The following is an 11,068-nucleotide window of genomic DNA, read 5'->3' as shown; positions in this document are numbered from 1 at the left end:
CTCGGCGGACAGCACCACCCAGGCCACCACGGCGGCCGCCGTGAGCAGGCCCAGCAGCAGGTCCGCGCCCAGCGCCCGGCCGGAGAGCACGGCGCCTGTCACGAGGGTGGCCAGCCCCGCGAGGCTGCCGACCACAACCACCCGGCCCGGGTCGCCGCGGAGCACCGACCGCGCGATGTCGGCCACGGCGAGTGACAGCAGCAGCAGCGCCAGCGCGCTCACGGCAGCTCCCGCAGCCGGGCGATGGCGTCCAGCACCATGGGCAGGTGGCCGTGCTTGCGCCGCTGTTGGACCGCCTGCCGGGTGATGCCGAGGCCCTCGGCGATCTCGGCCTGGGTGCGTCCTGCCATCAGTCCCCTCACGATCCTCCAGCCGGTCTCGTCCAGCGACCCCAGCACGACGTCCTGACAGACCAGGGCGGCGCGCACCGCCGCGACCCGCCCGGGATCGGGGTCGTGCTCGGCGTAGCTGGTCCGGATCGCCTCCCACCCGGTCCGCGCTTGCGCCTGCCGGACCTGGTCGATCGCCCCGCGTGCCACCCACCATCCCGGCCCGTCCTGGGTGCCGGCCTGCTCGTCGATGACCTCGACCGGGCCACGGCCGACCCCGAACCGGACGTCGACACCGGGGCTGAGCTCGGCGCGCAACCGGGCCACCGCGTGCAGCGCCTCGCCGAGGCGGGAGTAGGAGCCCTGGAACTCGTCCGCCACGGTCACCACCAGCGGGTCGTCGGTGCAGGCCTCGGAGTTGACGGCGGCGAGGCCCTGCTGCAGTCGACGCTGCGTCCCGCGGCGGTCGGAGGCACGGCGGGACCCGACGACGTCGCCGATGACCGTGACCCGGTCCCTGCTCATGGGCAAGAGCATACCTTGCGACACGCAGTAGGCAAGGTTCTGTCTTGCATCCGAGTCCGAGCAAGCTCATATCTTGCCTAAGCGCTAGGGCCGCGTCGGCCACGCCTACGATGACCGCGGCGTCGCGGTGCCGGAGTGGAGGTGGGCATGGGTGGTCGTCGGAGCGGGTCCGTGGTCGGCCCCGGGCCGGACGTCCTGCTGGTGGACGGGGTGCCCCGCGGGCCGCTGCTGGTGGCACGCACCGCGGCGACCCGGGGCCGGGCTGATGGCCTCCTCCCGGGTGGAGGGGGCGCTGTGGCTCGAGCCGTGCGGCTCGGTGCACATGATGGGGGTCCGCTACCCCGTCGAGGTCGCGGTGGTGTCCGGGACGGGGCTCGTCCTCGCGGTGCGCACGCTGCGCCCCTGGGTGGGCTTCCTGCCTCCCCGGCGGGGCGCGCGGGCCGTGGTTGAGGCGGCCGCCGGTCAGCTCAGCCGGTGGGAAGTCCGCGAGGGCGCGGTCCTCACCGTGGGAGGCGACTGACCCCGCAGGGACGCGGGGCTGGACGGCGGCGGCCGCCTCCGCGTGGGAGCGTGAGTGACGAGGGGTCTGTGGCGTACGGTGCCAGTGTGGCCAAGTCTGCGACATCGACGCGTTCCCGCTCCCGGAGCACCGGGCGCGGCGCGTCGTCCCGCCCCGCCACCCGCGGATCGGGGCGTCGCGCGCCGGCGCGCGGGGGCAGCCAGCCGCCACGCACCTCTGCCGCTACCCCCGGCCGCGCGCCGCTGCCCTGGCGTGCGGCGCGAGGGACCTGGATGGGGATGGCCACCGTGACCGGAGGAGCAGTACGCAAGATGGGCGCGAGCGCGCGAGAGCTGGAGCCAGAGCACCGCCGCGACGGGCTGGGCTTCCTGCTGCTCGCGCTGGCGGTCGTCGTCGCGGTGCGCGAGTGGTGGGGGCTGGAGGGCATGGTCGGCGACGGGATCCACGCGGTCGCGGCCGGCACCTTCGGTCGGGTCGCGCTCGCGCTGCCGGTGGTGCTGCTCGGGCTCGGGATCCGGCTGCTCCGCGCGCCGCAGGACCAGGCCGCCCACCACCGCATGGCCATCGGCACGACGGCGCTGGCGCTGGCAGGCTGCGGGCTCACCCACGTGGCCCTGGGCGCCCCGGACTACGGGCAGGGGGCCGCGGCGCTGCAGGACGCCGGTGGCGTCATCGGCTTCCTCGTCGCCAGCCCGATCACGGCCGCGCTGACCGTCTGGGGCACCGTGCCGCTGCTGGTGCTGCTCGCGTTCTTCGGCCTGCTGGTCGTGACCGCGACCCCGGTCCACCGCATCCCGCAGCGCATCCGGGAGTGGGAGGAGCACCTGTTCGGCGCCTCCGGGCAGCGTGACGACGACGGGCAGGGGCGCCCGCAGCACGGTCGGCGGGCCCGCCCGGCGGCCGCGGGCGAGGGGGAGCGCGAGGGCGACCGGGCCTTCGACCAGGCGGCCGTGGTCCAGAAGGGCAAGGGCCGCTCGCTGCGCGGCAAGCCGCGCGCCGAACGCGCGGAGGGTGCCGACGGTGCCGGGGACGCCGCCGCTCCCGACGGTGACCACACCCAGCCGATCCCGCGCGACGGCGCCGCCAAGCCGCCCCCCGGGGTCCGGCAGGACCCCCCGAAGGAGACCCTGGAGGCGCCGCCGACCAGCCCGCTGCCGCAGCGGGTGGAGCAGCTGCAGCTCGCGGGGGACGTCACCTACACGCTGCCGGACAACGCGCTGCTGCGGCCGGGCACGCCGCACAAGACCCGCTCGCAGGCCAACGACCGGGTCGTCGAGGCCCTCACCGGCGTCCTGGAGGACTTCAACGTCGACGCCCAGGTCACCGGGTTCACCCGGGGGCCGACGGTCACCCGGTACGAGGTCGAGCTGGGTCCGGGCGTCAAGGTCGAGCGCATCACCGCTCTGAGCAAGAACATCGCGTACGCGGTCGCCTCGGCCGACGTGCGGATCCTGTCCCCGATCCCGGGCAAGAAGGCGGTCGGCGTCGAGATCCCGAACACCGACCGGGAGAACGTCAGCCTCGGCGACGTGCTGCGCAGCCAGGCCGCGCGGAACAACACCCACCCGATGGTGATGGGCGTGGGCAAGGACGTCGAGGGCGGCTACGTCATCGCCAACCTGGCCAAGATGCCGCACCTGCTGGTGGCCGGCGCGACGGGGTCGGGCAAGTCGAGCTTCATCAACTCGATGATCACCTCGGTCCTGGTCCGGGCCACACCGGACGAGGTGCGGATGGTCCTGGTCGACCCCAAGCGGGTGGAGCTCACCGCCTACGAGGGCATCCCGCACCTCATCACGCCGATCATCACCAGTCCGAAAAAGGCGGCCGAGGCGCTGCAGTGGGTCGTCAAGGAGATGGACCACCGCTACGACGACCTGTCTGCCTTCGGGTTCAAGCACGTCGACGACTTCAACAAGGCGGTCCGTGCGGGGACCATCAGCCCGCCGGCCGGGTCGGAGCGGGTGCTGCAGCCCTACCCCTACCTGTTGGTCGTGGTGGACGAGCTCGCCGACCTGATGATGGTCGCCCCGCGCGACGTCGAGGAGTCCGTCGTCCGCATCACCCAGCTGGCCCGCGCCGCCGGCATCCACCTGGTGCTGGCGACCCAGCGGCCCTCGGTGGACGTGGTGACCGGGCTGATCAAGGCCAACGTGCCGTCCCGGATGGCGTTCTCGACCTCCTCGGTCACGGACAGCCGGGTGGTGCTGGACCAGCCGGGCGCCGAGAAGCTCATCGGCCAGGGTGACGCCCTGTTCCTGCCCATGGGCGCCTCGAAGACGATGCGCGTCCAGGGTGCCTGGGTGACCGAGAGCGAGATCGAGGACGTGGTCGCCCACGTCACCGGCCAGCTCAAGCCGGTCTATCGCGAGGACGTCACGCAGGTGGCGCCGCAGAAGCAGATCGACGAGGACATCGGTGATGACCTGGACCTGCTGCTGCAGGCGGCCGAGCAGGTCATCACCACCCAGTTCGGGTCCACCTCGATGCTGCAGCGCAAGCTGCGGGTCGGCTTCGCCAAGGCCGGCCGGCTGATGGATCTCATGGAGTCCCGCGGCATCGTCGGCCCCTCCGAGGGCAGCAAGGCCCGGGACGTGATGGTCAAGCCGGACGACCTGGAGGCCACGCTGGCCCGGCTGCAGGGACAGGAGCCGGCAGCGGAGGAGCAGCCTGCCGGCGCCGGGACCGGCGGCGACGGCGGGTATGACGACGAGGGCACCTGGTACGGCACCGACGAGGAGGACCAGGACTCCGGCTCCGAGGATGCGTGGGCACTGACCGGTCGGGACTGAGTAGGCTCCCGGTCTGATGTTCGTTCACGCCGGCGCCGCCGGGCGCACTCGATGGCAACGCTACTGGGCGGCCATGCGCGACCACCCCTCGGGCGTGCTGCTGGCCGCGCAGCTGCTGGGCATCCTGGCTTTCCCCTACACCTCCACCGGTGGCACGGGCCGGACGCTGGTCTCCGTCTTTCAGCTCGTCGTGCTGGCGCTGGCCGTGGCCGCCGTCGACCGGACCCCCTCCACCCGCGTCGTGGCGGTCACCCTCGGCACGCCGGTCTTCGTGCTGACGATCGCCGAGGCGATGACGACCGACATCGTCTGGCTGGCGCTGGTGTCCCAGATCGTGCACGCGGTCTTCTATTTCTACACCGCCATCTCGATGCTGCGGTACATGTTCGCCGACGCCTGGGTCAGCAAGGACGAGCTGTTCGCCACCGGTGCCTGCTTCACCGTGCTGATCTGGGCCTACGCCTACACCTACGGCGCGGTGCAGATCATCTGGCCCAACTCCTTCACGGTGGAGGGCGGTCACCAGCAGCTGACCTGGTTCGAGCTGCTGTTCCTGTCCACGACGACGCTGACCGGAACCGGGCTGTCCGACATCGGCCCGGAGGCGGGAGCCAACCCGGCCCGGTCGGTGATCATGATCGAGATGCTGAACCAGGTCTTCTACATCGCCCTGGTCATCGCCCGGCTGCTGGGCCTGACGCTGGTGAAGTTCCGCCGTTGACAGCGGGCGGGGCCCTGCCCTCCTCCGCCGGCTCGATCACTCGCTGAGCAGTCGGGCCCGCCGCTGCAGGTGGGCCCGTTCCACCAGGTTGGGGCAGCGCCCGATGGCCTCCTCGTAGGCGGCCCGCGCCAGCCCGTGGTTGCCGAGCCTGGCGTGCAGCTCGGCTCGCACCGCGGCCGTGCGGTGGGAGTCGGGCAGCTGGGCGTCGAGCCCCGCGAGCAGGTGCAGGCCCGCCTGTGGTCCGTGCGCCTCAGCGACCGCGACCGCCCGGTTGAGCCGAACAACGGGGGAGCCGGTCAGCTGCTCCAGCTGCGCATAGGCGTCGGCGATCCGGTCCCAGCGGGTGTCCGCCGCCGTCGGGGCGGTGGCGTGCTCGGCGGCGATGACTGCCTCCAGCAGCCGGGCCCGGTCCGGGGCGGCGAGCCGCTCACCGCGCCAGCACGCGAGCAGGGCCGTTCCGCGCGCGATCTCGTCGTGGTGCCAGCGACGGCGGTCCTGCTCAGGCAGCAGGACGAGGTCGCCGGTGCGCGGGTCCTGCCTGGTGTCTCGGCGCGCGTGCTGCAGGAGCATCAGGGCCAGCACCAGGTCGACCTGGGCGGAGGGCCCGGCCAGCTCGCGGGTGATCTCCAGCAGCCGGATCGCCTCACCAGCCAACTCGACGCGGTGCAGCTGCGGGCCCGGTGCGGGGACGTACCCGGCCGTGAACGCCAGGTAGGCCACCTCGGCGACGCGGTCCAGCCGCGCGCCGAGCCGCTCCGGAGCGGGGAGGGTGAGCGGCATGCCTGCCGCGGCGATCTTGCGCTTGGCCCGGGTGATCCGGGCGGCGACGGTGGCATCCCGTGCCAGGGACAGCCGGGCGATCTCGGGCACCGGCAACCCGATGACCAGACGCAGCGCGAGCGCTGAGGAGGACTCCACGGACAGTGCCGGGTGGCAGCACAGCAGGACCAGCCGCAGCCGCTCGTCTGGCACCCCCGGGGCCGTGCCGCCCGCGGGGTCAGTGGCCTGCTCCTGCTCTGCCCGGTGCACGTCATGGTCGACCACCAGCAGCGGCTCCTTCCGGGCGTGCACCGCCTCGGCCCGCAGCCGGTCCAGCACCCGGCGGCTGGCCGTGGTCAGCAGCCAACCGGCCGGGTTGCCCGGGACGCCGTCCGCCGGCCACCGCCGGGTGGCGGCCTCGAAGGCGTCCGCGAGCGCGTCCTCGGCCAGGTCGAGCCGGCGGTACCGGGAGGCCAGCAGCGCCAGCAGGCGCCCCCAGTGGTCCCGCCACGCCCGCTCCACCGCCGAGCTCGCGGACGCCTTCAGGCCGGCACCTCCGGACCCATCAGCCCAGCTCCAGGGCGGGCCTGATCTCCAGCGTGTAGTAGCCCGGCAGCTGACCACACAGCTCGGTCATCACGTCCAGGTCGGCCGCCTCGACGAGGTAGAACCCGCCGAGCTGTTCGACCGTCTCGGCGTACGGGCCGTCGGTGACGGCCCGGCCGCTGCCCGTGTCGGGGCCGAGCGTCGTCGTCGTGTCCGCGGGTGCGAGCGCCTCGCCGCCGAGCAGCTGGGCGCGCTCGGCGACGGCACGGCCGAAGTCCTGGTGGGCGCGCATGATCCGCTCGCGTTCCTCGGCCGGTGCCGTGTCCCAGTGGGACTCGTCGCCGTACATGAGCAGCAGGTACTTCACGGTGCGGTCTCCTCGGAGTGGTCGACGCAGGGACGGATCTCCACGCCGCTGCTCCCGGCCAGCAGCCCGCACACCTTCGCCAGGTCGTCGACGTCGTCGGACTCGACCAGGTAGAAGCCGCCGAGCTGTTCGACCGTCTCGGCGTAGGGGCCCTGGGTGACCGAGACCTCGTCCAGCCGGCCGCGCACCACCCGGGTCTGGCGGGAGCTGGCCAGCTCGGCGCCGCCGACCACCCGGTGGCCACGTTCCTCCAGCAGCCGGGCGAACTGGCCGTGCCGGTCGTACTCCTCCTGCTGCTGCTCGGGGGTCGCGTTCTCCCAGACGGACTCGTCGCCCGGCAGCAGGACAGCGTAGGTCGCCATGGTCATCTCCTTCGTCGGTCTTTCCGGGAGCGGGTGCTCCCACCAGCATGACGGTCGAGTTGGTCGCGAATCGACAGTCGACCGGTGACCCGTAGGCTTGGCCCATGACCGGCCAGCGCAGCGTCGCCCTCGTCACGTTGGGCTGCTCGCGCAACGAGGTGGACTCCGAGGAGCTCGCCGGCCGGCTGGCGGCCGAGGGCTGGCACCTGGTGGACGATGCCGGCGAGGCCGACGTGGCTGTGGTCAATACCTGCGGCTTCGTCGAGCAGGCCAAGAAGGACTCCATCGACACCCTCCTGGAGGCCCACGGCCTCAAGGAGCAGGGACGCACGCGGGCGGTCGTGGCGGTGGGCTGCCTCGCCGAGCGATACGGCCGGCAGCTGGCCGAGCAGCTACCCGAGGCCGACGCGGTGCTCGGCTTCGACTCCTACCACGACATGTCCGGCCACCTGCGCGCCGTCCTCGACGGGCAGGCGCCGGCCGCTCACCTGCCGCGCGACCGGCGCGCCCTGCTCCCGATGGCTCCGGTCGCCCGGCAGGCCGGCAGCACCGGCGTCGTCGTCCCGGGGCACCAGCGCGGGGACGAGGCGGACGTGGGGGCGGGCCGCCCGGCGTCCGGGCCTCGCGTGGTGCGGGCCCGGCTGGACGGGCGGCCGTGGGCGCCGCTGAAGATCGCCTCGGGCTGTGACCGACGCTGCTCGTTCTGCGCGATCCCGATGTTCCGCGGCTCCTACCTGTCGCGCCCACCGGCCGAGGTGCTGGCCGAAGCGGCATGGCTGGCTGAGCGGGGCGTCAAGGAGCTCTTCCTCGTCAGCGAGAACACCACCTCCTACGGCAAGGACCTGGGTGACCTGCGGCTGCTGGACCGGTTGCTCCCCGAGGTGGCGGCGGTCGAGGGCATCGAGCGGGTGCGGGTCTCCTACCTGCAGCCGGCGGAGGTGCGGTCCGAGCTGCTGGACGTCATGGCGGGGACCCCTGGCATCGCCCCCTACTTCGACCTGTCCTTCCAGCACGCCTCCGGACCGGTGCTGCGCCGGATGCGCCGGTTCGGTGACCGGGAGGCCTTCCTGGCCCTGCTGGAGCAGGTGCGCCACCGGGTCCCCGAGGCGGGAGTGCGCACCAACGTGATCGTGGGCTTCCCCGGGGAGACGGAGCAGGACCTCGCCGAGCTCACCGCCTTCCTGGAGCAGGCCCGGCTCGATGTCGTCGGGGTGTTCGGCTACTCCGACGAAGACGGCACCGAGGCCGAGCAGCTGCCCGGCAAGGTGCCGGCCGAGGAGGTGGCCGCACGGGTCGCCGAGGTCGGTGGCCTCGTCGAGCAGCTGACGGCCGAGCGGGCCGAGGAGCGCTGCGGGCAGCTGGTCGAGGTCCTGGTGGAGGAGCTCGACGAGGACGGCCGTGCCGTCGGCCGGGCCGGCCAGCAGGGACCTGATGTCGACGGGACCACGGCGCTGGCGGGCGCGCCGGCTTCGGTCGGCACGGTGGTGACCGCACGGGTCGTGGCCAGCGAGGGCGTCGACCTGGTTGCGGAGCCGCTGGGTACGGAGGAGGACCGGCGGTGACGCGTCCCCGTCACTGGCGGGCCCCGGAGCGCCACCCCGACCACGGCGCCGATCCCGTTGACCGGGTGAGCCCGTTCAACGTCGCCAACGGGCTGACCGCGCTGCGCATCCTGTTGGTGCCCCTGTTCGCCTACCTGCTGCTGGCCGACCCGGGCGACGACGGCGCGCGGCGATGGTGGGCGGCGGCGGTGTTCGTGATCGCGATCGCGACCGACTGGGTGGACGGGGACCTGGCGCGGCGCCGGCACCTGGTCACCAACCTGGGCAAGATCGGCGACCCCATCGCCGACAAGGCGCTGGTCGGCGCGGCGTTCATCGGGCTCTCCGTGCTCGGTGAGCTGTGGTGGTGGGTGACCATCGTCGTGCTCGGGCGCGAGCTGGGCATCACCGCGCTGCGGTTCGTGGTCATCCGGCACGGCGTGATCCCGGCCAGCTCCGGTGGCAAGCTCAAGACCGTGCTGCAGTCGCTGGCACTGGTGCTGCTGCTCGCCCCGCTCGGCCCGGCCGTGCAGCTGGTCGGGCACGTCGTCATGGGGGCGGCGGTCGTGGTGACCGTGGTCACGGGCGTGGACTACCTGCTGCAGGCACTCCGGCTCGGCCGGCAGCGCGACGGTGCGCCGCGATGACCGACCCGCGGCGGCCGGTGACGGCCACCGCAGCGGCGCGGGCCGAGCAGCTCGTCCGGGCGCTGCGCGGGGGCGGGACCACGGTCGCGACGGCAGAGTCCCTCACCGGCGGGCTGGTGTGCGCGGTGCTGACGGCGGTGCCGGGGGCCAGCGCGGCGGTGCTCGGCGGGGTCGTCGCCTACAGCGCGGAGCTGAAGCAGCAGCTGCTCGGCGTGCCGGCCAGCCTGCTGGAGCGGCACGGCACCGTGGCCGCGGCGACGGCGGAGGCCATGGCCGAGGGCGTCCGGGCCCGCACCGGCGCGGGCTGGGGGCTGGCCACGACCGGCGTCGCCGGCCCCGACCCGCTGGAGGGCCACCCGGTCGGCACGGTCCACGTCGCGGTGGCGGGGGAAGGCGGGACGGTGTCGCGGGCGTTGACGCTAGGTGGGGACCGCGCCGACGTGCGAGCGGGCACCGTCGAGGAGGTGCTGGCGCTGGCCCTGGAGCGCCTCAGCTGAGGGCTGACTGCGCAACCGGTCGCCTCGGCGAGGTACGGTGGAGGTCAAACCTGACGCCGACACGGACGTGAAGGAGGGAGCGGCGATGGTTCTGCTACGACGCGAGTTGGGCGACGTCCTGCGCGAGAAGCGGCAGGACCAGGGCCGCACGCTGCGCGAGGTGTCGGCGTCCGCCTCGGTCTCGCTGGGCTACCTGAGCGAGGTCGAGCGGGGCGAGAAGGAGGCCTCCTCCGAGCTGCTGGCGTCGATCTGCCGGGCGCTGGACCTGCCGCTGAGCCAGATGCTCAGTGACGTGGCGGGCCGGGTGAGCCTGGCCGAGGCCGCCGAGGCGCAGCTGTCCACGGTGCTCGCCGAGGGGCTGGCCCAGCCGCTGCACCACGACGCGATGCCGCCGCGCGAGCGCAACCGCGACGGCGAGCGCCGGGTCGTCACCTCCGCCGCCTGACCCGCCGGGTTCCCTGGCGGCCGGTGCCTCAGCGCCGGTGCCCCAGTGGGGCCTGCGGCCGGCCCTCGTCGCCGGGCGCGAGTCCGCCCTGGCAGCGGGGGCAGTAGAACAGCACCCGCTCCTGCGGCTGCCGTCCCAGCGGGGCCACCCGCAGCGGGCTGCCGCAGCGACGACACGGCAGCCCCTGCCGCCCGTGGACCCGCGGCTCGCCCGGGGGCGCCCCGACCGTGGGCCGGCCGGTACGGCAGCTGAGCACGAGCCAGCGGCGGGTGGAGTCCACCAGCCGCTCGAGCGTGTCCGCCGGGAGCTCGCCGACCGGGGTCCACGGGTGCACGCCGTGGGCGAACAGCGGCTCGGCGGCGAAGATGGTGCCGATCCCGGCCAGGTTGCGCTGGTCGAGCAACGCCTCCGCGACAGGCCGCCCGGGCTGCTGACGGAGGTTGGCCAGCGCCTGCTCCCGGTCGAAGCCGGGGTCGAGCAGGTCGGGACCGAGATGCCCCACCACCCGGTGCTCCTCCGCGGTGGCTACCAGGTCCAGCATCCCGAGCCGGTCGCCGATGGCGACGTGGGAGGCCGTCCACAGCACCGCGCGCACCGTGTGACGGGCGGCCCACGCCGGCGGCCGGCGCCCCGGCACCACGCGCCAGCTGCCCTCCATCCGCAGGTGGCTGTGCAGCGTCAGCCCTCCGGTGAGGCGGTGCAGCAGGTGCTTGCCCCGCGGCACCACCTCCAGCGTGTCCCGCCCGGCCAGGTCGCGCGTCGCCAGCAACGGCACCCGCAGGTCACTGCCGACCAGCCGCTGACCGGCCAGTGCCCGGTGCAGCCGCTGCGCGGTGCGCCAGACCGCGTCACCTTCGGGCACGGCCCGCCCCGTCCGCGGTCACCGGCGCAGCCGCAGTCCCTGCGGCGCGGGGTGGAACCCCGCCTCCTGCAGCGCGGCCGCGAGCGGGTGGCTGGTGCTCAGCGCCGGCTCCCCGTCGATCCGGGAGAGCGTCAGCCCCGCGAGCCGGCCGCGGC

Annotated in this window: 13 protein-coding genes; 7 read left to right on the top strand and 6 right to left on the bottom strand. The window is 74.0% G+C overall.

The annotated features are described in order from the left end of the window. Positions 1-222, bottom strand: a 222-nt coding sequence (locus GFJ45_RS12885) for a hypothetical protein (protein WP_228386982.1), incomplete at its 3' end; no start/stop codon positions are given. After that, entirely contained in the window at positions 219-854 is a 636-nt protein-coding gene (locus GFJ45_RS12880; RefSeq protein WP_228386980.1) for a SatD family protein, read from the bottom strand. The genes GFJ45_RS12885 and GFJ45_RS12880, both read right to left, overlap by 4 nt. A gap of 265 nt (positions 855-1,119) precedes the next feature. On the opposite strand from GFJ45_RS12880, the gene GFJ45_RS12875 reads away from it, so the two are divergent. The 3 genes from GFJ45_RS12875 (at position 1,120) to GFJ45_RS12865 (ending at position 4,887) form a co-directional block, all read left to right on the top strand. Continuing rightward, positions 1,120-1,374: a DUF192 domain-containing protein gene (locus tag GFJ45_RS12875; RefSeq protein WP_153397846.1), complete on the top strand. Its 255-nt coding sequence runs from the start codon at positions 1,120-1,122 to the stop codon at positions 1,372-1,374. A gap of 272 nt (positions 1,375-1,646) precedes the next feature. Next, a complete protein-coding gene (locus GFJ45_RS12870; RefSeq protein WP_323368738.1) occupies positions 1,647-4,166 on the top strand; it encodes a DNA translocase FtsK in 2,520 nt (839 codons plus the stop codon). Between the two features lie 73 nt (positions 4,167-4,239). After that, the gene (locus GFJ45_RS12865) at positions 4,240-4,887 is read left to right on the top strand and encodes a two pore domain potassium channel family protein (protein ID WP_228386978.1); all 648 of its coding nucleotides are present in this window, start codon (positions 4,240-4,242) and stop codon (positions 4,885-4,887) included. Positions 4,888-4,923: 36 nt separating this feature from the next. Here the strand turns inward: GFJ45_RS12865 and GFJ45_RS16965 are convergent, their stop codons facing one another. The 3 genes from GFJ45_RS16965 to GFJ45_RS12850 are packed head-to-tail and all read right to left on the bottom strand — an operon-like array spanning position 4,924 to position 6,921. Continuing rightward, entirely contained in the window at positions 4,924-6,168 is a 1,245-nt protein-coding gene (locus tag GFJ45_RS16965) for an RNA polymerase sigma factor (protein WP_267128866.1), read from the bottom strand. A gap of 43 nt (positions 6,169-6,211) precedes the next feature. Continuing rightward, positions 6,212-6,559: a YciI family protein gene (locus GFJ45_RS12855; RefSeq protein ID WP_153397840.1), complete on the bottom strand. Its 348-nt coding sequence runs from the start codon at positions 6,557-6,559 to the stop codon at positions 6,212-6,214. Beyond that, the gene (locus GFJ45_RS12850; protein ID WP_153397838.1) at positions 6,556-6,921 is read right to left on the bottom strand and encodes a YciI family protein; all 366 of its coding nucleotides are present in this window, start codon (positions 6,919-6,921) and stop codon (positions 6,556-6,558) included. The genes GFJ45_RS12855 and GFJ45_RS12850 overlap by 4 nt, the downstream gene beginning before the upstream one ends. A gap of 104 nt (positions 6,922-7,025) precedes the next feature. Between GFJ45_RS12850 and rimO the strand changes: the two genes are divergently transcribed. The 4 genes from rimO (at position 7,026) to GFJ45_RS12830 (ending at position 10,051) form a co-directional block, all read left to right on the top strand. Further along, complete coding sequence (gene rimO, locus GFJ45_RS12845; RefSeq protein WP_153397836.1) at positions 7,026-8,483, top strand: 30S ribosomal protein S12 methylthiotransferase RimO; 1,458 nt, start codon at positions 7,026-7,028, stop codon at positions 8,481-8,483. After that, positions 8,480-9,109: a CDP-diacylglycerol--glycerol-3-phosphate 3-phosphatidyltransferase gene (gene pgsA / locus GFJ45_RS12840; RefSeq protein WP_153397834.1), complete on the top strand. Its 630-nt coding sequence runs from the start codon at positions 8,480-8,482 to the stop codon at positions 9,107-9,109. Before rimO ends, pgsA begins: the two co-directional genes overlap by 4 nt. Continuing rightward, a complete protein-coding gene (locus GFJ45_RS12835; protein ID WP_153397832.1) occupies positions 9,106-9,606 on the top strand; it encodes a CinA family protein in 501 nt (166 codons plus the stop codon). The genes pgsA and GFJ45_RS12835 overlap by 4 nt, the downstream gene beginning before the upstream one ends. Positions 9,607-9,691: 85 nt before the next feature. Next, positions 9,692-10,051: a helix-turn-helix domain-containing protein gene (locus GFJ45_RS12830; protein WP_153397849.1), complete on the top strand. Its 360-nt coding sequence runs from the start codon at positions 9,692-9,694 to the stop codon at positions 10,049-10,051. Positions 10,052-10,079: 28 nt separating this feature from the next. Here the strand turns inward: GFJ45_RS12830 and GFJ45_RS12825 are convergent, their stop codons facing one another. Then, the gene (locus GFJ45_RS12825) at positions 10,080-10,913 is read right to left on the bottom strand and encodes an Fpg/Nei family DNA glycosylase (RefSeq protein ID WP_153397830.1); all 834 of its coding nucleotides are present in this window, start codon (positions 10,911-10,913) and stop codon (positions 10,080-10,082) included. Positions 10,914-11,068 lie beyond the last annotated feature (155 nt).

Origin of the sequence: Ornithinicoccus halotolerans (assembly GCF_009602535.1) — a bacterium.
Taxonomy (GTDB): Bacteria; Actinomycetota; Actinomycetes; order Actinomycetales; family Dermatophilaceae; genus Ornithinicoccus; species Ornithinicoccus halotolerans.
The sequence above is the reverse complement of the archived record's forward strand: the minus strand, read 5'-3'. Positions and strand labels throughout refer to the sequence as shown.

Bases quoted from the DNA above. Each gene is read 5' to 3' on its own strand.
- GFJ45_RS12880 (WP_228386980.1), bottom strand. From the start codon at position 854: ATGAGCAGGGACCGGGTCACGGTCATCGGCGACGTCGTCGGGTCCCGC.
- GFJ45_RS12875 (WP_153397846.1), top strand. From the start codon at position 1,120: ATGGCCTCCTCCCGGGTGGAGGGGGCGCTGTGGCTCGAGCCGTGCGGC.
- GFJ45_RS12870 (WP_323368738.1), top strand. From the start codon at position 1,647: ATGGGGATGGCCACCGTGACCGGAGGAGCAGTACGCAAGATGGGCGCG.
- GFJ45_RS12865 (WP_228386978.1), top strand. From the start codon at position 4,240: ATGCGCGACCACCCCTCGGGCGTGCTGCTGGCCGCGCAGCTGCTGGGC.
- GFJ45_RS12850 (WP_153397838.1), bottom strand. From the start codon at position 6,921: ATGGCGACCTACGCTGTCCTGCTGCCGGGCGACGAGTCCGTCTGGGAG.
- rimO (WP_153397836.1), top strand. From the start codon at position 7,026: ATGACCGGCCAGCGCAGCGTCGCCCTCGTCACGTTGGGCTGCTCGCGC.
- GFJ45_RS12835 (WP_153397832.1), top strand. From the start codon at position 9,106: ATGACCGACCCGCGGCGGCCGGTGACGGCCACCGCAGCGGCGCGGGCC.
- GFJ45_RS12830 (WP_153397849.1), top strand. From the start codon at position 9,692: ATGGTTCTGCTACGACGCGAGTTGGGCGACGTCCTGCGCGAGAAGCGG.